This window comes from Bradyrhizobium sp. S3.12.5 (assembly GCF_040548225.1).
GTDB classification, from domain to species: Bacteria; Pseudomonadota; Alphaproteobacteria; order Rhizobiales; family Xanthobacteraceae; genus Bradyrhizobium; species Bradyrhizobium cytisi.
In genome coordinates this window covers 36,302-62,359 of the sequence record NZ_JBEPRF010000027.1, presented here as the reverse complement: position 1 = coordinate 62,359, position 26,058 = coordinate 36,302, and the positions used below count along the sequence as shown (strand labels likewise).

Annotated in this window: 25 protein-coding genes, 1 tRNA gene and 1 pseudogene; 12 read left to right on the top strand and 15 right to left on the bottom strand. The window is 61.5% G+C overall.

The features are described 5' to 3' along the window. The first annotated feature begins 140 nt into the window (after positions 1-140). A complete protein-coding gene (locus tag ABIC09_RS31265; protein WP_148755796.1) occupies positions 141-518 on the top strand; it encodes a tautomerase family protein in 378 nt (125 codons plus the stop codon). A gap of 110 nt (positions 519-628) precedes the next feature. Here ABIC09_RS31265 and ABIC09_RS31260 read toward each other — a convergent pair whose 3' ends face one another. The 4 genes from ABIC09_RS31260 to ABIC09_RS31245 all read right to left on the bottom strand — a co-directional run bounded on the left by ABIC09_RS31260 (position 629) and on the right by ABIC09_RS31245 (position 5,739). Next, positions 629-1,501, bottom strand: coding sequence for an urea carboxylase-associated family protein (locus ABIC09_RS31260; protein ID WP_354111664.1), 873 nt, complete (start codon positions 1,499-1,501; stop codon positions 629-631). 44 nt (positions 1,502-1,545) lie between these two features. Next, the gene (locus ABIC09_RS31255; protein ID WP_354035568.1) at positions 1,546-2,475 is read right to left on the bottom strand and encodes a CobW family GTP-binding protein; all 930 of its coding nucleotides are present in this window, start codon (positions 2,473-2,475) and stop codon (positions 1,546-1,548) included. A 3-nt stretch (positions 2,476-2,478) separates the two neighbouring features. Next, complete coding sequence (locus tag ABIC09_RS31250) at positions 2,479-3,969, bottom strand: amidohydrolase family protein (RefSeq protein ID WP_354111663.1); 1,491 nt, start codon at positions 3,967-3,969, stop codon at positions 2,479-2,481. Between the two features lie 810 nt (positions 3,970-4,779). After that, positions 4,780-5,739, bottom strand: a complete 960-nt coding sequence (locus ABIC09_RS31245; protein ID WP_354035564.1) for a cupin domain-containing protein — start codon at positions 5,737-5,739, stop codon at positions 4,780-4,782. 132 nt (positions 5,740-5,871) lie between these two features. Between ABIC09_RS31245 and ABIC09_RS31240 the strand changes: the two genes are divergently transcribed. From ABIC09_RS31240 to ABIC09_RS31225, 4 genes and pseudogenes are all read left to right on the top strand, one after another. After that, positions 5,872-6,408: a carboxymuconolactone decarboxylase family protein gene (locus tag ABIC09_RS31240; protein ID WP_354111662.1), complete on the top strand. Its 537-nt coding sequence runs from the start codon at positions 5,872-5,874 to the stop codon at positions 6,406-6,408. Between the two features lie 42 nt (positions 6,409-6,450). Beyond that, positions 6,451-6,957, top strand: a complete 507-nt coding sequence (locus ABIC09_RS31235; protein ID WP_354111661.1) for a YkgB family protein — start codon at positions 6,451-6,453, stop codon at positions 6,955-6,957. Positions 6,958-7,167: 210 nt separating this feature from the next. Then, positions 7,168-7,911, top strand: a complete 744-nt coding sequence (locus tag ABIC09_RS31230; protein ID WP_502917716.1) for a DUF7986 domain-containing protein — start codon at positions 7,168-7,170, stop codon at positions 7,909-7,911. A 123-nt stretch (positions 7,912-8,034) separates the two neighbouring features. Beyond that, positions 8,035-8,133, top strand: a pseudogene (locus ABIC09_RS31225) (SEC-C metal-binding domain-containing protein); the annotation flags it as partial. Positions 8,134-8,801: 668 nt separating this feature from the next. Here the strand turns inward: ABIC09_RS31225 and ABIC09_RS31220 are convergent. Together ABIC09_RS31220 and ABIC09_RS31215 are read right to left on the bottom strand one after the other, a co-directional pair. Further along, positions 8,802-9,335 carry a 2'-5' RNA ligase family protein gene (locus ABIC09_RS31220; RefSeq protein ID WP_354035557.1) on the bottom strand — a complete coding sequence of 178 codons (534 nt, stop codon included), beginning with the start codon at positions 9,333-9,335 and terminating at the stop codon, positions 8,802-8,804. Between the two features lie 46 nt (positions 9,336-9,381). Next, entirely contained in the window at positions 9,382-10,101 is a 720-nt protein-coding gene (locus ABIC09_RS31215; RefSeq protein ID WP_354111659.1) for a hypothetical protein, read from the bottom strand. Between the two features lie 287 nt (positions 10,102-10,388). On the opposite strand from ABIC09_RS31215, the gene ABIC09_RS31210 reads away from it, so the two are divergent. The 3 genes from ABIC09_RS31210 to ABIC09_RS31200 all read left to right on the top strand — a co-directional run bounded on the left by ABIC09_RS31210 (position 10,389) and on the right by ABIC09_RS31200 (position 12,753). After that, positions 10,389-11,414 carry an alpha/beta hydrolase gene (locus tag ABIC09_RS31210; protein WP_148755806.1) on the top strand — a complete coding sequence of 342 codons (1,026 nt, stop codon included), beginning with the start codon at positions 10,389-10,391 and terminating at the stop codon, positions 11,412-11,414. Between the two features lie 344 nt (positions 11,415-11,758). Further along, entirely contained in the window at positions 11,759-12,229 is a 471-nt protein-coding gene (locus tag ABIC09_RS31205; RefSeq protein WP_148755807.1) for an aminoacyl-tRNA deacylase, read from the top strand. Between the two features lie 104 nt (positions 12,230-12,333). Continuing rightward, positions 12,334-12,753 (top strand): CBS domain-containing protein, encoded by a 420-nt coding sequence (locus ABIC09_RS31200; protein ID WP_148755808.1) that lies wholly within the window; start codon positions 12,334-12,336, stop codon positions 12,751-12,753. 194 nt (positions 12,754-12,947) lie between these two features. On the opposite strand, the gene ABIC09_RS31195 is transcribed toward ABIC09_RS31200, so the two are convergent. After that, a tRNA-Glu gene (locus ABIC09_RS31195) sits at positions 12,948-13,022 on the bottom strand. Between the two features lie 57 nt (positions 13,023-13,079). Further along, the gene (locus tag ABIC09_RS31190; RefSeq protein ID WP_354111658.1) at positions 13,080-13,424 is read right to left on the bottom strand and encodes a hypothetical protein; all 345 of its coding nucleotides are present in this window, start codon (positions 13,422-13,424) and stop codon (positions 13,080-13,082) included. On the opposite strand from ABIC09_RS31190, the gene ABIC09_RS31185 reads away from it, so the two are divergent. The 3 genes from ABIC09_RS31185 to ABIC09_RS31175 all read left to right on the top strand — a co-directional run bounded on the left by ABIC09_RS31185 (position 13,423) and on the right by ABIC09_RS31175 (position 16,076). After that, complete coding sequence (locus ABIC09_RS31185) at positions 13,423-14,430, top strand: RluA family pseudouridine synthase (RefSeq protein WP_354082345.1); 1,008 nt, start codon at positions 13,423-13,425, stop codon at positions 14,428-14,430. The two genes, ABIC09_RS31190 and ABIC09_RS31185, sit on opposite strands and share 2 nt — an antisense overlap. A gap of 219 nt (positions 14,431-14,649) precedes the next feature. Further along, positions 14,650-15,549, top strand: a complete 900-nt coding sequence (gene rpoH, locus ABIC09_RS31180) for an RNA polymerase sigma factor RpoH (RefSeq protein ID WP_148755811.1) — start codon at positions 14,650-14,652, stop codon at positions 15,547-15,549. Positions 15,550-15,734: 185 nt separating this feature from the next. Then, on the top strand, positions 15,735-16,076 hold the full coding sequence (locus tag ABIC09_RS31175) for a hypothetical protein (protein ID WP_354111657.1): 342 nt from the start codon (positions 15,735-15,737) through the stop codon (positions 16,074-16,076). A 9-nt stretch (positions 16,077-16,085) separates the two neighbouring features. On the opposite strand, the gene ABIC09_RS31170 is transcribed toward ABIC09_RS31175, so the two are convergent. From ABIC09_RS31170 to ABIC09_RS31145, 6 genes are all read right to left on the bottom strand, one after another. Next, positions 16,086-16,706: a peptidoglycan recognition protein family protein gene (locus ABIC09_RS31170; protein WP_354035549.1), complete on the bottom strand. Its 621-nt coding sequence runs from the start codon at positions 16,704-16,706 to the stop codon at positions 16,086-16,088. A gap of 36 nt (positions 16,707-16,742) precedes the next feature. Then, on the bottom strand, positions 16,743-17,945 hold the full coding sequence (locus tag ABIC09_RS31165) for a GGDEF domain-containing protein (RefSeq protein ID WP_354111656.1): 1,203 nt from the start codon (positions 17,943-17,945) through the stop codon (positions 16,743-16,745). Between the two features lie 580 nt (positions 17,946-18,525). Continuing rightward, a complete protein-coding gene (locus ABIC09_RS31160) occupies positions 18,526-19,137 on the bottom strand; it encodes a LysE family translocator (RefSeq protein ID WP_354111655.1) in 612 nt (203 codons plus the stop codon). A gap of 89 nt (positions 19,138-19,226) precedes the next feature. Then, positions 19,227-19,601: a response regulator gene (locus ABIC09_RS31155; RefSeq protein WP_148755816.1), complete on the bottom strand. Its 375-nt coding sequence runs from the start codon at positions 19,599-19,601 to the stop codon at positions 19,227-19,229. A gap of 207 nt (positions 19,602-19,808) precedes the next feature. Beyond that, on the bottom strand, positions 19,809-20,615 hold the full coding sequence (locus ABIC09_RS31150; protein ID WP_354111654.1) for a lytic murein transglycosylase: 807 nt from the start codon (positions 20,613-20,615) through the stop codon (positions 19,809-19,811). 704 nt (positions 20,616-21,319) lie between these two features. Continuing rightward, positions 21,320-23,806: an ATP-binding domain-containing protein gene (locus ABIC09_RS31145; RefSeq protein ID WP_354111653.1), complete on the bottom strand. Its 2,487-nt coding sequence runs from the start codon at positions 23,804-23,806 to the stop codon at positions 21,320-21,322. A 322-nt stretch (positions 23,807-24,128) separates the two neighbouring features. Between ABIC09_RS31145 and ABIC09_RS31140 the strand changes: the two genes are divergently transcribed. Then, complete coding sequence (locus ABIC09_RS31140; protein WP_027534326.1) at positions 24,129-24,365, top strand: hypothetical protein; 237 nt, start codon at positions 24,129-24,131, stop codon at positions 24,363-24,365. A gap of 658 nt (positions 24,366-25,023) precedes the next feature. Here the strand turns inward: ABIC09_RS31140 and ABIC09_RS31135 are convergent. Then, positions 25,024-26,001: a DUF4268 domain-containing protein gene (locus ABIC09_RS31135; protein ID WP_354111652.1), complete on the bottom strand. Its 978-nt coding sequence runs from the start codon at positions 25,999-26,001 to the stop codon at positions 25,024-25,026. Positions 26,002-26,058: the final 57 nt, after the last annotated feature.

The following is a 26,058-nucleotide window of genomic DNA, read 5'->3' as shown; positions in this document are numbered from 1 at the left end:
TTGACACGATGTCAAAAACGTGCTTTCTGGACATCGTGTCAAAAATAAATTGGGATTGATAGCCCGTCTCGTCAATGGGCCGAACGGCCGGCGCTTGCATGCGCCCGGTCGATTGGGCTCGCATGCAAAGGGACCAGCTGATGCCTCTGCTTCACATCTCCATGCGCGCTGGTAAGCCCGAAGCCTACCGGCAGGCAATCCTGGACGGCCTCTATTGCGCGATGCGCGAGGCGCTGAACGTGCCTGAAGGTGACGAGTTCATGACCATCAGCGAGCTGTCGCCTGCAAACTTCCGTTGCGGCAACGCCTATGGCGTCAAGCGCAGCGACGACGCCGTGCTGATCCAGATCACCGTGTTCGCTTCGCGTACCCCTGAGCAGAAGAAGGCGCTGTACCGCCGGATCGCGGAACTGCTCGGCGACAACCCGGGCATCCGCCCCGAGGACATATTCGTCAACGTGCTCGATGCCCCCGCGGAGAACTGGTCTGTTGGGAACGGCGTCGCGCAATTCGCGTGAGGCCGCCGCGGCCTGTGACGCCCCCGAGCTCCGGGGCACATGTCCCCAAATCCCTGTCTTTGCGTGAAGTCGACGTAGTCGCAGCTTACTTTTCTCCGTGATCAGACGGATCAGAGGCTCTTGTGCGTGGAAGACGCTCCGTGGCCGCGGTGATATCCACTTGGCGACGGCCAGCTCCAGGCCTTCAGTGTCGCTCGGTCCGGCTCAAAGATCTCGATCTTGAGCGGATGGCATGCCGCAGCGTCGCTGGAATGGGTTGCGCTACAGTCTCCACCGGGACAGGCCGACAACGCGCCGAGCAGATCGATCTCCGCGAAGAACTCGATGAAGTCGCCGGGACGGACGGGGCTTGCCTTCATGAAATATTGGTGCGTGTCCCTGGTGAAGCCGGTGCACATGAAGACGTTGAGCACGTCGTGGACGTGATGCTCGACCGCGTGTGGCTCCATCGTCAGCTCGGCGGCAAGCGCGCGGCACAGGTTGGAATGCCAGCAGAAATCATAGCTGCCGCCGTTGAGCAACAGATTGGTGTAGGGATCGCAGCGCGTGCCGATGACATCGTGAATGCCGGCGCCGTCCTCGTCGAAACCATACCAGCCGAGCGTGTCGTGACTGATGGTCGCCATCGGCCGAAGATAGGGCATGTTACTCCAGAGCCGGTCGCCGGCGCCGACATGCGTGCCATAAAGCGCCCGCGTCTTGCCACTGAAGAAACGCTCGGAGAGATCGTCCGCGTTCCAGAGATTGAGGTCGCCGACCTGAGGGCCTTCGATGCTGACGATGCGGAAGAACTGGCCGCGCGCCACGCGAAATGTCCTGGCGTCGCGAGGCGGCACGGTGAGCTCGCGCGTCTTGACCATCGTGCTGCGCGCTTGCTCGAGCGCCGCCATGTCGGGCCCGGGCATTGTGCCCGCCGGATAGACGATCGTCGGTTTGGCGGCGCGGCGCGAAGCGGCGTCTGCGGGTGCGATTTTGGGCGACATGCAAGGCTCATCCCTGTGACTGCAATCCATCCTATCGCCTCACCTCAGCCGCTCGCAACGCACCCCTCCATGATTCCGTCGAGCTCGGCTTTCGATAGCACCCCGAGCTCGGCGATGAAGACGATCCGTGCGCGCGGCACGCCTGGCGTCGGCGCATCGCCCGGCGCCAGCGTCGCCCGGCCGCCGGCGAAGTGAAATACCATCAGACGTCCGGGCTGCTCGATCGTCTCGAACAGGCCTTTCGCGCGCGCAAGCTTCGGTGCCAGCTTGCCGATCGCCTGCTGCAGGCGCGGCAGCGAGAGCGGCCGGTCGGAGGTCCAGCTCAGCGTCTCGAAGCGTTCTTCTGCCGGCCGTTTCGGACCCGGCTCGCGCCGTGCCGGCGTGCGCTCGGTGCTCGCGGGAAACAACAATGCTGCGGGAATTTCACCATGCCGCGCGTCGACCACCACGGCAGGTGAGCGTAGCGCGCGGATAGCATTGCGTATCCGCTCCCCCGCCTCCTCGTCCGCCAGATCGAGCTTGCTCAACGCCACGATATCAGCGACGCGCAACTGCGATCGCATCAGCGCGTCGTCCAGGGCGGCCGGCGGCGTCGCCGCGTCCATCACGCAGAGCACGGTTTCCAGCGGCGCCTCGCGCAGGATCACGGGGTCCAGCAGATTGCGCACGATGTCGGCGGGATCGGCGACGCCGCTGGTTTCGATCACGATGTACTCCGGCTTCGGATCACGCCGCAGCAGCGTCGAGAGCGTGCGCAACAAATCGCCTTCGAGCGAACAGCAGATGCAGCCATTGGCAAGGCTGACCACGCCGTCGCTCGCGCCCGCGATCAGCTCCGCATCGATGTTGATCGCGCCGAAATCATTGACGATTGCGGCGATGCGCCGTCCGTCCGCGTTTGCCAGCAGATGGTTGACGACCGTCGTCTTGCCTGCCCCCAGAAAGCCCGTGACCAGGAGAATGGGGACCGGCATGGCTCAGCTCTCGACGACGGGCCGGCGGACGGGCTTACCGGGCCGCGCGGTCACATCCAGAATGCCGTCGCTGATCAGCGGCTGGCCACTGACGACGAGATGCCGCACGCCTTCGGACGGACGGTTCATCGCCGTGAAGGTCGCGCGGTCCGAGAGCTTCTCATAGTCGAACACGACGATATCGGCATCGGCATCCTTCGTGAGCCTGCCCTTGGCCCGCAGCGCCGGCGTGCTCTGCGACAGGATCTGTGCAGGGATCAGCGCGCATTTGCGCACGCCTTCGAGCAGCGACACGGCCTTGCGCTCGCGGACCCATTCGCGGATGAATTTTGTGAAGCAGCCGGCGGAGCGCGGATGCGAGGTGGCGTCATCGGGCAGCGGCCAGGCGCCGCCCTTGTAGGTGGTGCCGTCCGGCAGCGTCCACGGCATCGCATCGGAGGCGATCGCGCCGCCGGGATAGAGCACCGACATGTCGAGAAGGTCGCGATGATGCGCATTGTTCTCGGTATCGAGGATGTGCCAGAGCACCAGCGAGGACGGCTCCTCGGCTTGCGCCTTGAGCAGCTCCTCGCGGTCGTGGAAGCGATAGCCGTCGGTCACGCGCTGCACGGAGTCGTAGCCGGTGCCGTTGCGCTCGACGAACTCGGGATCGCTGAAGAAGGCGGCCGCCAGCACGGTCGAGCCGGTGCCGTAGGGGTAAGCCTCGACCGTGATCGGCAGGCCCTGGGCCTGCGCCTTCTCGATCAGCACGCGGCAGCGTTCGATGTCGGTCTTGCTGGACGAGTTGAAATGGCAGATGTGCATGTGCGCGCCGGTGGCACCGGCATAGCCGATCAGGCGGATATAGGCCTCCGCCGCGCTTTCAGGGTCGATGCGCGACATGTAGGCCACATGGGTGAAGGTCGGCACGTTCTGCTTGGCGGCGAGCTGGCACACCGCGGTCAGCTCCTGCACGCCGGCGCCCGGCGCATAGGCGTTCAGGATGCCAATGCCGATACCGCCCTCGTTCAGTCCGCGCGCGAGGCGTTCGAGGATGCCGGCGACCTCCGCATCGGTTGCGACGTTGTCCATCCAGCGGCGATCGCGCATGGCGTTGCCGAACGCTTCGAGCGAGCTCTCCGCGTTGGAGCCCGTCATCGCGCCGATGCGCGCAAACGCCCAGTTGGTGGCGGCGCCATAGTTCAGCACCCGGCCCTTCCGGGCCTGGCGCTCATACCAGGAGGCGACCGGCAGCACGCCGGCCTCGAGATCGAGCGTCGTCGTCACGCCGTCGAAGGCCTGCATGCGGTCGGCCGGGATCGACTGGCCATGGGCGTGCAAATCGATGAAGCCGGGCGCAACCACGAGCCCGGTCGCATCGATCACCCGCTCGGCGCCGCCGAGCGAGGAGCCGACGGCGGCGATCCTGCCGTCCACCACTGCCACGTCGCCGATGGCGTCCATTCCGCTCGCCGGATCCACCACCCGGCCGCCAGAGATCACCAAACCGCTCATATCGTCACTCCCGAAAGCAGAATGCCAGAACCTCCGAAGGCCCGGCAGCAGCTTCGGAGGCAGGTTCGGTCACATAGAGGCAGATTCTGGCAACAACGACCACCTCCGAGGATGCCGATGCATCATGCTTGCATGGGAGGTCCGGACGCGCGTTCTCGTCCTCGCGGCATGTTTTGCCCGAGCTATGCGCTCCTCTTCACACCCTCGTCCTGACGGAAAAGGGCGCAGGGAAGACCGGGCGCCGGCTGGCACCCATAAAACCCCCATGCGAAAATGATGCACACGCAATGCACAGGGGAGACACAGGGCAACCGAAACTCGGCCTTCCCTGCGCGATGGTTGACGGCTTATGCGCGCTCTCCCCGGAGACGAATTCCTTTTGCCTCCGTCGCGATCGCGAAATTCACGACCATCGCGCCGGTTGACGCGATGACGCCTTCGCAAACGCTTGACCGTAGCGACGACGGCCAGGACCACACGGTTTCGCCGTACGCAGGCATCCTGCTTCGCCAGGAGGCTTCGCAGGATACGGTCCTGCTCTGCCAACAACTCCGCAAGTATGGGCGCCGTTCGTCGACGCGGTTCGCGCCATGCTCACGAGGTTCATCTCGCCCTGCACGCTCGATTCCGCCTTGACGCCGCCCGCGTCCACCGCGTTTCGTGACGACGTACGACCGCCCCTTTTGTGGGCTGGGATGGCCGACACATACGACATTTCCGAATTTCGGTAAAGTGGAATATTTTCGACGAGGCGGCTTGACAGCGGGTTTACTGTTTCGTCCGACTGCACGCTGGTGCGGCCGAACCGGATCAAGCTGCAGGCCTTTCGGGAGCCTCCCCGCTGAGTTCCCCGCTTTTGCGCCACTGAGCCGGCGTGATGCCCATGTGGCTCTTGAAGGCGCGCTGGAACGCCGCTTCGGATTGATACCCGACAGCTTCCGCCACGGCGCCCGTCGAAAGCGAAGATTTTTTCAGTTCGTTCGCGGCGAGCGCCATCCGGATATCGGTCAGGAGATCAGCGGCTGAGCGCCCGAGCTTCTCCTGGAATTGCCGCGCGAGCGTCGCTCGCGACATGCCGCACAGACGCGCCAGCTCGGGCAGCGACCATGCGCGCGCCGGCTCCTTGAACAGGGCGGCTACCGCCGGCGCGAGACGCGGATGACCGGCTAATGCGAGCAGACCGCGTGGCGCGTCGTCCGTCAGGCTGGCGAGCCGCAGCACCAGCGCGAACATCGCACTCGACAGCGCGTTCAACATCGCACGTCCACCGAGGCGATCGCCTGCGGACTCGCTGCGCATCAAGGCGACGAGACCGGCGAGTTGCCCCGCCGTGTCTCTGTCGCCAGCGTCAGAGCCGGCATGCACGACGAGGCGCGGTGGCAGATAGCTACGTAGCAGGCGGTCATGCGGCGGCGCGATGGCAAAGTGTCCGCACAACAGATCGAGCCGTTCCTCCGAGCCGGGATTTTCGCTGATCGTGAAATTGAGAGATGCGCGATTGCGCGCCGGCAGCGGCACGGCCCCGCTGCCATCGTGCATGACGTGTCGGGGATTGCCCGGAAGCAGCAGGATGTCGCCGGGCTTAAGCTTGAGCGGCCGGCCCCCCGCCGGATCGTCCAGCATCGCCGAGCCGGCAAGCACGGCGTGATACGGAATTTCGTTCGGCTCGCCCGGCCCCTGGTCGATGCGCCACGGCGCGCCGTAGGCGCAGCGCAGGTCGAGCCGTCCGCGCACGGGCATCATCTCGAACAGCCGGCTCAGCCAATCCATGCGGTCTCCTAAGACCATCTCATCTCGAGACGTTTGAGCATATAATCGAGATTTATTGACATTCAAAGTATCAGTTCGCGACCCTATTGTCACTCCGCAATCGTTCACCAACCCGAACCAAGGAGTGGCACCATGTCCCGTCTTTCCGTTCCCCGTATCAACTCCGCAACCGGCGCGACCGCTGAAATCTATGCTCAGATCAAGAAGGCGATCGGTAGCGTGCCCAACACCTTTGCCGCGATCGGCGCCCATGGGCCGGACGCGCTCAAGGCCATCCTGCTTGCCGACAGCGTGCTCGCGTCGGGCACGCTCACGAAGCGCGACCAGGAAACCATCAAACTTGCCATCTCCGAGGTCGCCGGCTGCGACTACTGCGTCGCCGCGCACAGCCTGCTTGGAAAGCTCGCGGGCCTGAAGCCCGACGAGTTGAAGAAGATCCGCGAGCGCCGGGCGACCGGCGATGACAAGCGCGATGCGCTGATCCGCTTCGTCCGCAAGCTCGCGCAATCCAGTGGCACCGTCAGCGACGCGGATTTCGCCGCGATCAAGGCTGCCGGCTACACCGACGCGCAACTCGTCGAGATCAGCCTTGCCTTCGCGACCACCGTCTTCACCAACGTGTTCAACCGTATCAACGACACCGAGATCGACTTCCCCGCGCTCGCCTGAAGCGACTGCGCCAGTCAGATCTTGAATGAAAGGATCACGACAATGACCGCGATAACCAGCAACATGCAAAATCCGTTTGTCCGCGCACTGCAAAAGTCCGGCCTGCTTGCGAAGGATCTCGACTACCACGTCGTTCGAGCGTCGATGGTGATCATGTTTCTCTTCTTCGGTTACCAGAAGTGGTTCCCGTATGAATTCGAGCGACTGGTCCCGTTCATCAGCAACGGGCCGCTGATCTGGTGGCTCTATCCCGTCTTTGGTCACGCGGGCGCCAGCTATTTCCTTGGCGCTTCGGAGTGGACGTTTGGGACGCTGTTGCTCGCCGGCTTCTGGAACACGCGGCTCGGTGTCCTCGGCGCCCTCGGCTCGACCGGTACCTTCATCGCGACGGTCACGATCATTCCGTTCATGCCGGATGGCTGGGACATCGCTGCGGGAGGATTCCCCGCGATGACCGGCAACGTCCCCTTCCTGATGAAGGACGCCGTCCTGCTGGCGGTGTCGTTCTATCTGCTGAGGCAGGATGTGGTGCGGCTGATGCGGCAATAGGGTTTGGGATCTATCATTCGGTGGCGGCGGTCCGTTCGCTCGGCGGGCCTGCCGTCACGGTAGACACTGCGCCGCGGCTCGACAAACGAGACCGTTTGAGAGCGGCGAGGGAAACCCCATTCGATCTCCCTATGGACACTCCCCGTGTACACCAACGGTCCCGGTTGATCGGGAGATTCTCACTCCGCGAATCGGTGAACAGCGCTTATCATGCGGAGCAATATTCCGCCTCCGGAGAGTTCCATGGCCTTGCTCCACACTCAACGGCAATTAACGCTACCCTGGGGCGGCGAATGTCGCTCGACACGCGATGATCTTCTCGCCCGGTATCTTCACCTGCGGGAAATCTCGAAACGCCTTCATGACGAGGTGCTCAAGTCGATATCTGATGACACGCTGCTGGATCGTGCACGTCGCCTGGAATTGGCGCAAGGGAGGACATTGGCTCTCGAAGACCCGGACGAGACGTATTATATCTATGACTTGGCGATCTACACCGCACCGGCCGATCGTTCCCGCGCGATCGATCGCTATGCGAAATCGGCCAGGTTCGAAGCGCAGTCTGACGAGCGGCGAATGCTGGAGGCGATGCGCGCCTCGCAATTCGCGATACTCATGGTCGAGCGACGTCACGACACGGTAGGCCTGATCGCAACCGATATCCTTCGGAATTCCAAGGTATGGCTGATCGACGTCGGGCTCGAGCATTCGATGGACAGCGGACAATTATTCGCGACCCGGTTGCTCACCGTCGAGACGTTCTCGATGACAGCCGGCGTCAACGTGCCGTTCGAGATCGATATGCTCGAACCGATCTGCATGATGCTGCCGCGGCGCGTGGCCGACAGCAAGCTGAGCCAGGTCGCCGACGACAGACGTTTTGCGGAAGCCGTATACAAGGTGGGGCTGGCCGACGGCGTCATGGATCGCCTGGCCTACGTCGAGCCCGGCTGAGCTGGTTGATTCATTCAATGCCCTCTAGTCGAAGAACTCGCTAATCTGAGGCTCTCAGTTCACCCGGCGGAGCGACATTGCGGGGTCGCTCGGGCAGGATGTGTGAAGGCGTGCTCCATGGTCAATCCTCAGAGAAGTGTCGGACGAAACGACCCCTGCCCCTGCGGCAGCGGCAAGAAATTCAAGAAGTGCTGCCTCAATTCACAACGCCTGGACGAGCCGTCGTCCGGATTGCAGCGAGCTGATCCGCAAGCGCGCGACGTTTCCCGAACAGCGATCGAGCAAGAGAAAGGCGCGACCTGGCGATATGATCCATTCGTGGAGCCACGCCCGGATCGGTGGCTTGCGCTGGAAGAAGAAGAGCGGGTCGATCTCGTACTGGCGTATCATCGACATGCTGGCATCCGCCTCCCGCGGGAGAAATTGCACGCTGTCATTCACGCCGTTGTCGAGAGCCAGATTGCGGATGCCGAGCTGCCGGTGCGAGGAACGGCACAGCGATTGATGTCCGAAGGGCTCGATCGTCACGAAGCCATACATGCGATCGGCTCTGTGCTTGCCGGACACATCAACGATCTGATGCGCGGCATCAAATCGGACGGCGACGACCTGGACACCACGTCCGGCCACGATCCGAATGAGGGCTATTTCGCTGAGCTCGAAGCTTTGACCGCAGAAGGGTGGCGCCGGTCGGCCTGATCGGCGCGTCAACGCCTCGAAATGGCGCGCCCTCGAGGAATCGACTTCGGTCCCAACCTTCAGGGGACGAGGTGAACAACGTGCAGCTCCCCAGGTTCTCCGCGCAGTCAAGAGCTCCGGGCCAAGGCCCGGAGGTCGCGGGTCGTCGCGACGAGGGAAAAATTGTCGCCCGGTTGTGAGGCGACAACCAACTACTGCGCCAATCTCCGCTCGGCGACGATCCGTACAGGCGGAAACGCAACGCAATCCACCACGTCGAACATCACTTCGATGCTGCGATCGAACGCCTGAGCAAAGGCAATCGCATCGTTGCGCCGTTCGTCGGCGATATGCATGCCGAGCGTGCAGTGCGGGGTCCATGTTCCAGGCCGGTAATGCGGACGGCAATGCGCCGGGTCGATTGCGGCGCTGATGGAGCTGTGGATGCGGGTTAGCGCCGCATTGGAGATCGGCTCCGCCCAGAGAACGAACGGCGAGCCTTCGAACCAACGAAGTCGTTTGAACTCGATGCGCAACTGCGCCTCGTCGGCGACAGCGGCCCGCATCGCGCCCCATGCGGTTTTCTCGTCGATCTCAGGCGCATCGTAGATCGCAAATGTAAGATGCGGCCGGTAGCCGAGCGCACGCATCGACGGCTCGGCTTCGAACGCAGCGACGTGATCCCACAGCCGCTCGATCTCCCCGGCTGAACCGTTGTCGGCTCGGATGTTGATCGCTAACGCCATCGGCTTACCCGACGGGCGAAGCGGGGACGCAGAGTGCTGCCGGCCATCAGCCGCCTCCGGCCGCGGGAGTTGGTCGGGCCGCATCCGCTGCGGCCTGGGGCTCGACCAGCAGCCCCTGTCGTTCGTAGCGGCGGCGGGTCTTGCTGAAGCGTACGACGACGGCATATCGGGTGCTCCTCGCCTTGGCGCGCCGCGTCAGCAGAGCCTCGCCCGCGGGAAGAAATTCGAGACCGTCGAGGCCAGCGCAGCGCAAGCATGCCGGGCCGGGAGTCTCCATCATCAGGAGATCGCCGGTGCCGCCGCACCGATGGCATGTCCAGTCCGTGTTCAACGGTTGAACAACAACCAGCTCCGGGGCACGGCTCACCTTTTCCGCCAGGCGCTCGCGCTTCTTCTCGGAAAGCTCCGGCGACACCCAATGTGTGCGGTACGACTCCTCGAGAGCCGGATCACCGCTGCGGCTGAATCGGAGCGGTTGGCGACGCGGCGTACGCGCGACATATTCCGTCGGGTTTGCGAGCAGTCCCTGCGCGGTCGCCCAAGACCGGAACAGCCGCATGGCTTCCGAGACGCGCGCCGGATCGGTCGGGATAGCCTCCTCAAGGCAGTCGACCTGGCCACGGCGCCAACGCTCCGCCGCTCCAGGGTCAAGCCATCCGATCCCGACGAGAATATCGATGGCACTTGCAAAGTGCCGGGCGGCAAGCGAGGCCTCAGCCGACCTGACGACGCGATCAGCGAGGGGAACCTTATTCTTCCGGCTCATGGTGACTCAACCAAATCCGCTGCAAACCACGACCAGCCCGCCATTCCGGGAAAAACGAGCTACGAAAGCCCTGCCACACGCCATCTTGCCGGGATTCAAAGGCTGATGATCGGGAGTTTCAAGTGGAAATTTTCCGAGCCGCTCGTATCTCGGTCGGCCACTACGAAGGATCGGTTTCGAACCCATGCAACCTGCCGTGAAGCTGCTCCGCCGTCTTCTCGCCCCCATTGTCATTCAGTGAGCTAGGCGGGGTGGCGCTACGGTGGGCAAAGTTCCAAAGGTTCCGTGTGATCGTCCGACGTATTCTGCAACGCGACTCCTGTCATTCTATTTCGCGCCGCGCGCTCCTCGGCGGAATTTTGTCGGCGGGAAGTGCCCTCGCGCTCGGCGGATGCGCCGGCCTGAGTGCGGCCGGCGCGCGCTTCGACGCGTCGTCCCTCTCGGCTGACCCCACATTGCTTGTCACCACCACGCGCAAGCCCGTGAACGGCGGTCGCACGAAACCCTGGTTCGGGCCGGAGCGCGCCACGACCATGACAGTCGCGCGGGCGAAGCTGGTGGCGCCCGACGAGGGCCGTCTTTCTCTCGCGTCGGTTGGAATTGGCGATTGGCGCCTTGACCGGGTCGAACCGGTGTCGGCCGACGTTGGCGATCTCGTTGCGCAGGCCGGCGGAGGAGACGTGCTGATCTATGTGCACGGCTTCAAGCAGACATTCGAGACGGCGGTGCTCGATGGCGCCCATCTCTCCGATGGGATCAAGTTTCGCGGCCGGACCATGGTGTTCTCCTGGCCCTCCAAAGCAGGACTATTCGACTACGCCTACGACCGCGACAGCGCGATGTGGTCCCGCGACGATTTCGAACGCGTGCTCTCTGCGCTGGTGTCGGCGCCAGGCGGCGGCCGCGTGCACATCGTTGCGCACAGTATGGGAACCATGCTGACGCTCGAAAGCCTGCGTCAGCTCTATGCGCGATACGGCGACACAGTCACGGGCAAGATCGGCGCGGTCGTGTTTGCCGCGCCTGATATCGACATGGATGTGTTCTCGTCGGCGATCCAGCGCATCGGTCCGCTCGCCGGAAAGATTACCGTGATCGCCGCGACGAACGATCGCGCGCTGGCACTGTCGGGACAGATCGCAGGCGGAATGACCAGGGTCGGCGCCGCCGAGAAGGCCGCCATCGCGCGGCTTGGTGTGCGCGTGGTCGATGCCTCGCAGGAAGGCTGGGGCATCATCAACCACGATCTGTTTCTGTCCAATGCGGAAGTGCAGCGGGTGATCCGCCGCTCGATCGACGGCACGACCGCGTAAGAGAGCGCCTAACCGCGAAAGCTCGTGGGCAGGCTGGTTGCGGCTACAAGCGGAAAAACGGCCGGGTTTCGGAATGCCCGGTCTCGTACGCAAATGGCGCGCCATTCAGAATAAAACTACGAACTCTTATGTAATTGAAATCGCTACATAACCTCGACGCAAACCCCGCATGCGATGCTCGCATGTGCTCAAAGGACAGCAGCCAGAGCCCGTCAACGAATTGCGGCTTGCCGATGAAAGACCTATGTTGGATTCATAGTCAGGCAGCCGCCCATCGCGTGGTGAGAGTCTGCTGGGATGACCCTCACGGTGGATGGTTTGCATTCCGCATCGGAGGTGATGTCATGGCCATTGCTCCCACGCTCCAGAAATACCTAGCCGCTGAAAACATCCAATACGAGGTGATACCGCACGAGCTCAGCATGACGTCCGCTCGGACGGCCGAGGCATGCCATATCTCGGGCGACCGCCTCGCCAAGGGCATCGTATTGCGGCGCGACGGCGGATACATGCTGGCCATCTTGCCCGCATCGCATCATCTCCGCCTGTCGGACTTGAGGACAAGTCTCGGCGACAATCTCCACATGGCCGATGAAACCGAGATCAATCGGCTGTTCAGCGACTGTGCACACGGTGCGGTTCCTGCCGTCGGCAAATGCTACGGATTGGATATCATCGTGGACGACAGCATCGAGGCACAGCCGGACATCTATATCGAAGCCGGCGATCACGAGACGCTGCTTCATATGGGTCATGCGCAGTTCGCGCGCCTGACGGCCAATGCGCCGCACGGGCGGTTCAGCGCGCACGATTGAGCATTTCGCACACTGCCTGTTACGGTCGTACAATTCGGAAGATGGGGTTGGGGGCGCCGCTGCATTGCTTCAATGCACCTGAAACCCACGAACGGAGGTTCGCCATGAAAGTCAAGGACGTGATGCACAAGGGTGTCGACTGGGTCAGCCCCAACACCCCAATCACCGAGCTCGCCAAGTTGATGCGGACGCATGACATCGGCTGCATTCCGATTGGCGAGGACGACAAGCTGGTCGGGATGGTGACCGACCGCGATATCGTCTGCAAAGGGCTCGCGAGCCACAGCTTCGACGCCGGCCGCGCGACGGCGCGCGACGTGATGACCGAGGGCATCCATTGCTGCCGGGAGGATGATGACCTCGCAAAGGCGATGCATCATATGGAGAAGCTACAGGTCCGCAGGCTGCCGGTGATCAACAAGAGCAAACGGATGGTCGGCATCATCAGTCTGGGTGACGTCGGCCATTCCGCGGCAGGTGATTTGCTGACCGAGACCGTCAGGAGCGTTTCGGCGCACCACTGAAATACGGCCAGGGCTCCGCTCGCGATCGCCGCTCGGTCAGGCGTCGAGCTGGGCCGGAGCTATGCCTTCAAGGAGCTATGCCTTCAACATGCAACCATCGCGCGGCACAAAGGCGCCGGCGCGAAGCGCTTTCCATTACGCCGGCTTGAACGCAAGGCGATGTGGGTGGACGTCGATCTGGAATATCGCGGATTTGGCGCTCCCTAGGGGAATTGAACCCCTGTTTCAGCCTTGAGAGGGCCGCGTCCTAACCGCTAGACGAAGGGAGCGTGAGGGCTAGCCAATAACCTCGAAATTTGTCCGCCGCAAGGACCCGAACGGGCCTTTTACGGCTCATTGGCAAATTTCAGCTTTCCGGCCGGCTTGAGCGTGTGGGCATCGAAGGTGCGGATCTCGATGACCCCACCGATATCCAGCGTGACCACGAGACGGTCGCCGGCGACCCCGGTGGAAACGATCCTGGCGCCCTTCGGCAGGGTGGCGGTGATGTCGCTCACGGGATCAGTCGCCCTTCCCTCCGACTTGAAAAGGCGGTAGCCCACCGCGATCAGGACGGCGCAGATGGCCAGCGCCGAGGTCAGCCCCGCGATCAGCATCATCCGCCGCACCCGTGCAAACAGCGCGGCCTGCTCAGGGGTCGGTTCGGGAACAGCGGTATCAGACGTCGTCATGGATAGCTCAGGCTCTGCGCAAAGGTTGGAGGTCACGGTCGAAGGCGACGAGGGCTCGGCCCGGCTCGACCGCGTGCTGGCGGCGCGCCTTCCCGACCTGTCGCGATCAAGGCTCAAAACCCTGATTCTGGCGGGTGCCGTGAGCTTGAAGGCCACCGCGGTCCGCGACCCCGCTTATCACGTCGCATCCGGCGATACGATCATAATCGACGTGCCGGAGGCGGCCCCACCGGAGCCCAAGGGCGAGGATATCGCCCTCGATATCGTGTTCGAGGACGACGACATCATCGTCATCAACAAGCCTAGGGGGTTGGTGGTGCATCCCGCGGCCGGGCACGAGACCGGCACTTTGGTGAACGCACTGATCGCCCATTGCGGCACCTCGCTGTCGGGGATCGGCGGAGTGCGCCGGCCCGGCATCGTGCACCGGCTCGACAAGGACACGACCGGACTGATGGTGATCGCCAAGAACGACCTGGCGCACGCCTCGCTCACCGCCCAATTCGCCGACCATGGCCGCACCGGGCCGATGCGGCGCGGCTACATGGCGTTCGCCTGGGGGCTGCCCGGCCGCCATCGCGGTACCGTCGACGCGCCAATTGACCGCCACCCGTATGCGCGGGAGAAGATGGCGGTGCGCCAGGGCGGCCGCGAGGCGGTGACGCATTGGGAGCTGCTCGAGAGTTTTACAGGGCGCGACGGCAAGCCGATCGCGGGGCTGCTGGCCTGCGAGCTCGAGACCGGACGTACTCACCAGATCCGCGTCCACCTCGCCCATATCGGCCACCCCCTGATGGGCGACGCGGTCTATGGCCCGCATTTCAAGACCAAGGCGAACCAGCTCGGACCGGAGTCGCAAGGCGCTTTGACGGCGCTTGGCCGTCAGGCCCTGCATGCTTATTTGCTGGTACTTGAACACCCCCGGACCGGAGAACTTCTTCACTGGGAGGCCGGCCTGCCGGAGGATTTGCTTCTCCTGGAGCGCGCTTTAAAAGCGGCGCTATGACGCAGGGGTTTTGAGAAAACCGTTACCTTACAAAAAGTTATAGCTGCCACACGGGGACGTGACGTCAGCAATCCTTCCCTTTTTGACCCCCGATAGGGTATATTGCGCCTGCGTTGGAAATGACCAACGTGGAACATCGCAGCTACGACCGGCTTTAACCAAGCGGTCGTCTGCCTGGCCCGCCGCTATCGGGGGCCTGAACCTCTGGAGGGCTTCACAATGGCCCGTACCGCTGCTTTGCCGGTCCTCAATGGAGAATCCGGCCTCTCCCGCTACCTCGCCGAGATCCGCAAGTTCCCGATGCTGGAACCCCAGCAGGAATACATGCTCGCCAAACGTTGGCGCGAGCATGACGATCGCGACGCGGCGCACCAACTCGTGACCAGCCATCTCCGGCTCGTCGCCAAGATCGCCATGGGCTATCGCGGCTACGGCTTGCCGATCTCCGAGGTCGTCTCGGAAGGCAACGTCGGCCTGATGCAGGCGGTCAAGCGCTTCGAGCCCGAGAAGGGCTTCCGTCTCGCCACCTATGCGATGTGGTGGATCAAGGCGTCGATTCAAGAGTACATCCTGCGTTCCTGGTCGCTCGTGAAGATGGGCACCACCGCGAACCAGAAGAAGCTGTTCTTCAACCTTCGCAAGGCGAAGAGCAAGATCAACGCGCTGGACGAAGGCGATCTCCGCCCCGACCAGGTGAAGATCATTGCCAAGCGCCTCGGCGTCACCGATCAGGACGTGATCGACATGAACCGCCGCCTCGGTGGCGACGCGTCGCTCAACGCTCCGATCCGCGACGACGGCGAAGCCGGCGAATGGCAGGACTGGCTGGTCGACAATACGCCCAACCAGGAAGCCATGCTGGCCGAGCACGAGGAGTATGATCACCGCCGTGACGCGCTGAACGGCGCCATGGGCGTGCTCAACCCGCGCGAACGCCGCATCTTCGAGGCCCGTCGCCTCGCCGATGAGCCGATGACGCTGGAAGACCTTGCCGCCGAGTTCGGCGTGTCGCGCGAGCGCGTCCGCCAGATCGAGGTCCGCGCCTTCGAGAAGGTGCAGTCCGCGGTCAAGGGCACGATCGCAAGGGCCGAACAGGCCGCGCTGGAAGCCGCGCACTAAGCGCAGGCTTCCGCGGCCCACGAATTGGCGGATCGAGAAGACGAAAAGCCGGCGGCAACGCCGGCTTTTCTATTGTGTGTGAGCTGCAGCATGTTCGCGGGAGGCGCCGGCGGGGCATATTGAACGCACGCGACGGGTCAGACGACCAATATGACCGGGCCACATCCAGAGAACGGGCACACATCGTGTCGATCATCCTGCAATCCACCGTCGGCGGCATCTCCGCCCAGTTCATGCGCAAGCTGCCGCTGGTCGAACAGGCCATGCGCGACCACGGGCTCGATCCATCGGAATTCGTGATCTCCAAGGACTATGCCTCGACCGCGACGATCCCGATCATCGGGCCGTTCTTCTTTAACTACAGCGTGTATTTCGGCGAGGAGACATTCACCGTCACTGAGCCGAATGACATGGTGTTCCTCGACTACTTCCTCAAGCGCGTGCTGGCCGCAGACGGGCCGCCGGAATTGCCGGAGCAGCCGGGACTGATCCGGCGCTTGTTCGGCTGGATGACGCAGCCGGTGTAGTCTCGACCGTCACTCCCCCCACGTCCGCGCCAGCGTCGCGAGCCAGCAACCTTCGCAATAGCGCGCGTCCTTGAAGTCGATCCAGTTGTGGGCATAGACGTGGTCGAGCGGGATGCCGTAACGCGCGCGCAGGACCTGGACCAGGATCTTCCAGGCAGCGACCTGCGCCGCCGTCGGACCGATCGTGACATCGGGATAATTGCCGGCGAACTCGACGCCGATCGAATTGTCGCGAACGACCTGATGATAGGTGGCCGTGTTATCGACGTACTTGTTGTCGTTGCGATTGGCGCCGTCGGTGTGGGTCGGCACCAGATTGTCCGCGACCGACCAGTATACCGTGCCGTCGGTCTCGACCCAGACCATCACGCCGCGCCGGGTGGGATTCTTCGACTGCGCCTCGGCGCCGCCGTGCGCTGACCCGGTTGGCCCTTCGGTCTGGTGCACGATGATGTTGCGCCAGGCATGAGCATCACGGACATCGCCCCATGGCGCGAGCCAGACGATCTTCAGCCCGGGAATGTCGGGCGTGCCGGAGCTGCGCGCGAGCTTTGTGAGCTCGGCGTCCATTGCGGCGGCGGGAGCGATCAGAAGCGCGGCGAGAATAGCCGCGACAAGGCGGGACAGCATATCGGGATCCAACAACGGACCCGAGCCTAGCAGGGTTCAAGCGAATTTGCGCGCGGCTTCGACCGGCTCGGGCGAGAGCGGCGGCGCCGGATCAAAGACCGCAAAGTCGTTCTTGCCGTTCTTCTTGGCGGCATAGAGGGCGTGGTCGGCATGGGCGATCAGCCGGTCCGGGAATTGGCCGATGCCGCGATCCCATTCCGCAACGCCGATCGAGATCGCGATCGGGATGTCGTTGCCGGAGCAGGCGGCGGCATCCTGGCGGCAGATCTCGAGCACGCGGCGGGCGATCAGCGCGCCTTCGCGCAACGAGGAGGACGGCAGAACGACGCAGAACTCGTCGCCGCCGGTGCGGGCCAGCATGTCGCCAGGCCTCAAGCGCGTCTGCGCCATCAGGGTGAAGTGCTGGAGGCAGGCATCGCCCGCGGCATGGCCATGGGTATCGTTGATGGTCTTGAAGCCGTCGAGATCGATCACCAGCAGCGAGAACGGCTCGCCGCTGCGCTCCGAGCGGGCGCATTCTTCCGACAGCCGCTGCAACAGATGGCGGCGGTTGGCTACTCCGGTGAGATCGTCGAGCAGCGCGAGGTCGGCGACCTCGTTGCGCAAGCGGTCCATCGCCATCAGCAGGAAGCCGAAATTGAGCGTCATCGACAGGAACATGAGCCCCAGCACCATGACGGCATGGGACTGGCTGCCGGCGATCGACGAGAAGTCGCCCCCAAGCAGATTGCCGACCGTGCGCGCCACGAAGATCGCGATCATGGTGATGATCACGATGCCGGACAGCCGGGCCCCCGGGCTGGCGCGGCCTTCCGGCGGCGACAGCAGCAGATTGAGCGTCAGCAACAGCGGCAGTGCCTGACCGATCGTGTAGCAGAGCATGCGCAGCGGCATGTGGTCGAAGACAAACCTGAAGAACACCACGCCGCAGATGCTCAAAACACCGGTCGCGGCCATGACGCGCCAGGACACCGGCCGATCGTAGAAGCGCTGGATGCCCATCGCGGCGAAGCAGACCGCCGCAATAACGCCGGCGCCCCCGATCAGAAGCGGCAGAGGAGACATCACGAACAGGCGGACCAGCGCCGTCGACGCCCCCGCCGCGCCGACGAAGGCCGATGCCATCCAGAACCGCGCGGCCTCGAATTTGGGATAGGAGCGGATCACGTAGGCCCAGATCAGGCCCAGCGCCAGGAAGTTGACGACGAACACCGTCCAGAGTGTCGGCACGTTCAGCATGACGCCCGCGATACGCGCAGCGTCCCGCCCCCTGTCTCTGGCAGAAGTTCGTCCATGACCCCTCCCCGTGTTCTTGCGGAGGATCATGCGCGGGTGCGCTTAACGGAACCTCACTGCGATCGTCGAAAGCGCGCCCTTGGTTTTGGATTCGTGAACGCCGCGTCTCGATTATCAGATCGTTAGGTACGTCACCGGCGCATCGCGCGATCAGTCGATCGCGCTTCGCGAAGCGGATTCGCGGAGCAAAATCACCCAAAAATGCATCTGAGCTGTGGATAACGGGATGACACGGATGTGACAGCGCGAGGCAGCGCCCCGCGAATCTGCTGAGCTTGTCGTCGAGGATGTTGCGAGGCTGGCCCTCCGCCGAGCGTTCCTCGTGTCGCGTTTCACCATTAACCCTTAAGAGGATCCTATGGCTAAGAAAGCGAAGAAGGCGAAGAAGGCGACGAAGAAAAAGGCCAAGAAGGCGAAGAAGAAGTAACGCAGCTTCTTTTCATTTCGCCCGGGTGGAGCCTCGCTCCGCCCGGGCTCCGGGTGAGGCTGAAGGTAGCGGGCGCGAGGCCCGCTTTTTTATTGGCTACCGCTCGGCGAACGCGAGCTTGGCGCCCAACAGGGCAAAGCCAGCCGCAAAGGAGCGGCGCAGCCAGGCCATCACACCTGGACGGGAGATGACGCGCTCGCGCACCGACGCCGCGCAGAAGCCGTAGACGACGAACACCGCAAAGGTCATCGCCATGAAGGCGCCGCTCAATTCCAGCATCCGCGCCAGCACGGAAGCCTCGTCCGCCGCAATGAATTGCGGCAGGAAGGCGAGGAAGAAGATCGAGAGCTTTGGGTTGAGGATGTTGATCAGGAAGCCGGTGACGATGATCCGGCCGCTGGAGCGCTCCTTGATCCCATCGTCGACGGCAAGCGCGCCGGTTTCGCGCAGCGCCTGCCAGGACATGTAGAGCAGATAGGCCACGCCGCACCATTTCAGCGCGGCAAAGGCGAGCGCGCTGGTGTGCAGCAAGGCGGCGAGGCCAAGCATCGCCGCAATCATGTGCGGCACGATCCCCAGCGTGCAACCGAAGGCCGCCGCGACGCTGGCGCGCGAGCCGTGCGTGAGTGCGGCCGCCAGCGTGTAGAGCACGCCGGTGCCTGGCGAGGCGACAACGATGAGCGAGGTGAGCAGGAAGGACCAGGACATACCTCGTCCCTACCACCCCTGACGCTTGCCGAAAAGTCACGACACGGTCAGCCGCGCCGCCAGACAGGAAGCCAAAGCGCGAATGCGTCTCAGTTCAGCTGGGCGATCTCGGCTTCGCGCAGGACGTCTAGCGGCGCCCAGGGCTTGGCCCAGAACTTTGCGCCGTCAGGCAGGGGCTGCATCAGTGGGCGGCCCGAAGTGACGACGACGTCGAGCTTCGGATTGCGGTCCTTGGCGACGTGCGCGAGCTCAACGCCGTTCATGCGGCCGGCGAGCTGCACGTCGGTCAGCATCAGGCAGAGCGCACCGGCACTCTTGTCAAGCACAAGCTCGGCCGCTTCCGCGCTTTCGCATTGGATGACCTGGTACCCGCTCTCTTCGAGCAGGAGACAGAGCATCTCCCGCTGCATGGCGTCGTCCTCAACGATCAATGCGGTCGCTTGATATGGCTGGGCCTGTGCCATTTGGCTGCTCCATGCTCGCATCCGCTCTAACTAACCTGGGTTAAGAACGCGAGAGGCGATATGGTTCGGTTCCATACTGAAAATATCATTGCGAGTTTGTAGGGTGGGCAAAGCGTAGCGTGCCCACCGCTTCCTGCAACGCGAGAGTGGTGGGCACGGCGCTTTCGCGCCTTTGCTCACCCTACAAGGCTCAGCCCTCTTAGCGCCTCACTGCCCCACCAACCGGTCCGCAAAATAGCCGATCGTCTTGCGGTAGATCACCGCCCTGTTCCACTCGCGCATCGCGTCGAAATTGGCCGAGCCTTCGTCATAGGGCTGGCCCATCTTGAAGCCGTTGGTGTGCAGCAGGTTCGCGGTCGAGGCGAGCACGTCGGCGACACTGTGGCGGAGGTCGACGTGGCCGTCGCCGTCGAAATCGACGCCGTACTTGATGTAGGACGACGGCAGGAACTGGGTCTGGCCGATCTCGCCGGCATAGGCGCCGATGAGGTCGCGCAGCGGCAGGTCGCCGCGCTGCACGATCTTGAGGGCTGCGAGCAGCTCCCCCTGGAACAGCTCGGTGCGTCGGCAATCATGCGCGAGCGTTGCAAGCGTGCGGATCACCGGCAGCTTGCCCATGTCGCCCTTGCCGAAATCGCTCTCCAGCCCCCAGATCGCGACCAGTATCTGCCGGGGCACGCCGAACTGCTGCTCGATACGCGAGAGCAGCGCGGCATGACGCTGCAGCAGCGCGCGGCCGCCATTGATACGGCCAGGGCCGACGCGGGTCGAGACATACTGCTCGAAGCTCTTGTTGAAGGTGTAGCGCTGGCGCCGGTCGAAGGCGAGCACGGCACCATCCTGGGTGATGCCGCCAAACGCCGCGCTGGTCACGCCCGCCGAGACGCCGGCTCCTTGCGCTTCCGCCGTCATGCCGGCGACAAAGCTGTTGAAGTCGCCACCACAACGCGCGGCCTCGGCCGGCCCGCCCGCCAGACAAACGATGGATGCGACGGCAAGAGCGTATCTCAACATGCGGGAAAATCCTTAGAAGCCATGCGCGGAAAGCGGCGGGCGATCATGCCCGGGAACTGGATTCGCGTCAAAGCGGACACCGACCCGATCATATCGGTGCCCGCGATCAACTGCGCCGAAACAAAAATCGAAAAACAACCCCATGCACAGTAGGAGCAGAGCACCGATCGTCTACGATTTTTCCGAATCTGAGTTGACCCGTCGGGCAAAACAGGGGTATGGTGCCAGCATCGCAGATTCCAGACCTTGGCGCCTTCCCGCGCCGCGTCCGGAAAACGTGGTGCGATCGACCATCATGCCCGACAGCACCGGAGATCCCACTGCGCATGTTTGGACGTCCCTGCGGCTCAAATCCCGACCACCGCGCGAGCTCGCTGCGTTGCGATAGCGCGGTGAGATGAACAAACTACTTTGGGGATCCACGCATCCGCTTTTCGAAACTGCAGGAACCCGTGATGCCATCAGCCGCATATCCGATGCGCTTGCTGCGACATCAGCGCGACGACAATTTATCTTGCCATCGCAGGGCGCAAGCTATAGCCTTCTATCTCAGGTTGTTGCCCCGCCAGCCCCGGGCGACGCTGAAGACCCAAAATAAACGGCGGGCTTATCGGCCCGCCGTTTATTGAGGCAAGGTCAGCGGTTTCAGAGCCGCAACGACCTACACCGAGAAATGATCACACTGGCGCTCTCACCCACCTCGCTCATGCAGCCGGATGATCTGGAAGTGCCCTGCCCTCTAGAAGCCCCGCCTCGATCAACGTCCTTAGATGCTGATTGGCCTGCGCTTTCCGTTGCATTCCCATTAAAAGAGCATGCCGCGGGCGCGTAAGGGCTACATAGAGCCTGTTTCGACCGACTACATCATCGAGCGTAAACGAAGAAATGTCGGGCACAATGACGACATCAAACTCCAATCCCTTCGTCTCGCGCACATCCGCGAAATGAATATCGTTTCTGCGGGTCAGGTCATCGCGATGCGATAACAACGCCGGCCGATGGTAAGCTCCCAGATCGTCGCGCAAGAGTCCGTACCAGCGGCGAGCCTCTGGCTCGTCAGGTAAAATCACCGCGACAGTCGCGTAAGGGTCAATAGTCAACAATCGCTGCAATACAAAATCAGCCATATCCCTGGGATCGTCGAACAGATAAGCGACAGGGGGCAGCGTCGGTGGAGCAAAATTTGAACTCCCCTCCTGTAGAAGAGCCCTATACCCTGCGCTAAGAGTCGCCATCGGCTCTCGCTGACGGAAATTCTTGTCTAGAAAGATGGTTGGATTCATCTGTGCCCGAGAGATAAATGGGAAGAGTCCCCTGTATTCTTCGGTTCCACGCTCTTGGAGTCGCTGACGACGGTCCCCCGATAGCGTGATTTGGCTGTACGCACTCGTGGCAGTCATGCCCATTAAGAGTATTTCTATTTCTGTAAAGTCCTGCACTTCGTCAATGAAGACAGCTGTCCTTCGCCGGATTTGGTAATAGTGCGGAGGCGCCTCCGGGCGATCGAAGCCATCGACCGTTATCGCCGATAGTACGGCCAATGTAGTTAGATCTGCATCCGAAATTGATCGCAAACCCTGGTCCTCGTGGGCCTGCAACGCTGAGCAAAATGAAGCGACAGACCCATCTACTTCTGCCAGTTGCGATTCGTCACAATCATTAAACGCCCCACGCACGATTGAATCGAAGTTATCAAGCTCTGTCACGTCTCCAATCATATCCTGAACTTGGATAGCATCGAGCAATTTGCGGGCTAAAGGCGACACAACTCGACGCTCTTCATCTCGGAGAACCCGATCGAGATCATTCTGCAAATCAACTCGAGCGACCCTTAGAGTTTCAGTGGCCATCTTCATGCGGATGGCCGCTTCGCGTGCCCGAAACTCTGCGCTCATGGCAACGTCGCAAACTCTGCTTGCCAACCCAGCCAAATGAAACTGCGTGCGATCCGAGTTCGGCTCAGCGGCTTGCAAGTCGTCCGCTATGCGACGCACAACACTTTGAACCGGGGCAGCCAGCTCTGGCGTATTATCAAGCACCTCGCGGAGCCTCTTTGCGGCAATCTGGGCTAGGGCAGCGTCAATCGCTAGCAACCACGAAAGCTGGGTACGGCATGATGGAGCTTCCGCGCGATTGCGCTTGAATATCCTAGTCAGGCCATATCGATTAGACAGATCCGCTCGAAATTCTCGAAAGTCAAAAACAGGTAGCAGCGGCATGCTGAGTTCAGTCGCTGCTTCCTTTAGATATCGCCTCAAACTATGGCTGAGAACAAATCCCACCATGTTAGTGGGCGAGAAATCCTTCGCTCCCGCGCCTCTCAGGCCATATTCGTCGAGATGCTCCCCCGACTCGAAATTTGCGAAGAACTTGAGCCTCCCCAAGGCTACTGAAGTTTTTCCCGAACCTGCGACGCCCTCGACGAAAGAGATACCTCTCGGATTATTTAGAGCATTCTCTTGCTTTGTAGTGGTTCGCGTAAAAAATTGGACGCTAAGTGAGGTATTCTCGGAATCACCTAGAGAGATATTGCTCCAGTCATCGATCCAAGTTGGATCATTGCTGATTACCTCAACCTCAGTCGTAACTTGTCCAACGACTCGATCGTCGGCGTCGTCACTCTGCAAAAATTGTCGAAGGTTTCGGACAATCAGCTCTTTTCCAAGAGCTACCGAGCTAAGTACCATTGATCGGAAGTTGGGCCTTTGACTAGACGAAAGAAGACTCGTTGGTCCGTCAAAGACTCTAACCTGTTTGGCTACTAAGAAGCGTGTTCGTGCCGGAACCTCGACTTCAACTTCCTCGCCAGCGTCGACTGAGACTAGCTTCGAAGCAATGAGTGAATTTCGTGCCAGAACATTGCATCCACCATCGATAAATCCAACGTTGGCCTGCGTAATTCGATACGTGAATGGTCGTAGCGGACTACCATCCTCATTGGTTTCTTCGCCTACGACGGTTCGCCCGTAAGTGCGTTGGGCGAGTTCTCTGTATGCTTCTAGCGAGGAATATTTCAGTTCGTTTATTGCGAACTCTACGCCCGACTCGCGTTTTTCAAATTGAGGTCTCTGGCGAAGCAGATCCGATATCGTCGCCGACAGACCGCTAGATAGGGTGTCCAGTACAGCGATTTCCTCGCGAGCGGCTATAATGACCTGCTGTTCTCGTGTGTCTACATCGGATGTGCGCACAAAGGGCCTCCCGCAGCAGTGCAGAGAATGGGTATTCAAATCTTGAGCTATATTGGAAATTTACAGCAACTTATAGGTGTAAAATACTCTTTTAGCGAATAAACAGCTGGCTTTGCGGCCCGCCGTTTAGGTCAAGGTCTCTCCGAAGGGTCGCATCGGATTTTATGAAGCTCTGGCCCCTTCCATCCTCCACCCTAGCATCTCGCAAACAGACTTCGTCGGTCGACCGCGCAGCCGGTTCTGCCCCGCGAGTGCCGCACTCACCACCGGAAACCCGCCAAAGTCATTTGACTATGGCGCCCTTATCGACGACAAGCCCGCCATGGCCAAAAAACCCGGAACCAATCCCAAAGGCGAATTCGCCTTCTTCAACGTCTTCTACGAAGACGGCTCCCAACGCTCCAACCGGCGCGTGCCTTCGGAGCTGCTCGGCGGCCTCGATGGCGATGAGCCCGCCCGCGCCTTCATCATGGAGCAGGACCGCGAGATCGCGGAAAAATCCGGCCGCCCGCCGCTCGAGATCAAGAGCCTCGACCGGGTTGGGGCGAAGAAGAAGTAAATCGTTCTTCGCCTCTTCCGATTGCGGGCGAGGCCAACATCCGCACCGCAGCGGGTGGACTCTCCCCGGGCAAGATATCTGCCGTGGCGGCACCCATCCTCCCCGGCAGGGAAGCGAGAGACCAGCCTTCTCGCGAATCGCTCCCGAGCTTTTCGATCATCACCAAAGAAAAAACGACGGGTCTCCGCCCACCGCTCTTGTCTCGATGGTTACACGGCTCAGGCCTGGGCCTTTAGTTCGAGAACCTACAGCTATCGCTTCTGTCTAAATCGACAGCCGGATTAGAGCCAATCCCATTCAGCGAGAAGACTCCTAACTTTTGCGTCCGACCTCTTATCCCTGCCATCGGGACCGACGATCATGACGCTACCGGGCGGCAAACCATAGTCTTTCGCAATCCTAGATTCTAACGATCCGACCTTTCCATCGATACGGGCCGATCGATATCTACGCGCCGTCTCTTCAGATTTCATCGTTTTCTTCACTATTCGCTTCCCCCGAATAAAATGCGATACAGCCTCAATAATACCAACGAAGTTACTGCAATTGAGATTATAAAACCCACAGTTGAAGAAACAAGTGCCTACTAGAGCGGCGGCTCGTTCGCCCACCCCTCCATAACGCAGTAACCCCTCGCTTCGAGCAGACGTCCCAACGACTAAGTGTGGGCGCGAACCGCCGGAGACTCGATTTTACTAAGGCACTGTTCTATCCGGCGCGGGAAAACGGATTTCAACTTGAGCAGACTCGCAACGGCCCAGTCTTCTATCTGCGACAATTGCTCAGAGTCAGCGTCGATGTTCCCATCGTGATAGGTTGCTATACGGCAGCCTCGTTTGCCGTCGAGACGCTCCCAATTCAATTCGGAACCAAACTCCTGCTGAATGGCGGTCGCTTGCCGCTCCAAGCAATCGAACAAAAGCTCGTTCTTTGCCTTGTCGCCGCACTCCAGATAGATCTCTACGCGTACGCGATCGCCATTGGCAAAGCTCGTACCATACTTGTAAACTCTCGAGTTTTCCGAAGCAAAGAAGTACCAATTTTGCGGCTGACCCGCCCGAGCGTTCGTGAAGTTGTGCTTCGTTCGAAGCTCATCGATCAGCGATTGGAAGTAAGCTCGATACTTCTCGCGCGTTTCGGAAATCGTTTCGCCACGCTCAGTCGCCCTGATTGCGGGCTCAGTTGGCTGCGAAATAACGTTCAGCACAAACGCGGGCTTTGATTGATCAATTCGAATTGCAGATGCTTCGATGGCGTATAGTCGCAGACTTTCCTTTAGATTCTGATTGAGAAAATCGATCGCAGATTTGTGCTCAGAGCGAATCGTCTCGGCAATCCAAACTACGGTACCCGCCGCAAGGACAGACGCGTAAGTAATAAGCTGCCCGAGATGACGGTGATCAGTATTTCCAAATTGGTTTTCGATAACAACGCGATGACTGGTCGAAAGATCTCTTGCGATAATATCCGCGGCGAAATCCCCCGCCGCCGCCTCAATCGTCTCAAGCTCTAAATCCATCCCAAGTTTCTCGGACAGAATGTCCAGGTTTTGCGATAGCCACGGCGTGAAATGCGTAGCTTCTCCAGACCAAAGCTCCCTCAGCGAAACTGCTTTTACTGTACCTAGCTCCAACATAGTTCCCCCAGAAAAATGCACCGTCGTCGCGCTGTCAGAAGCGCGACAATTGTGCTA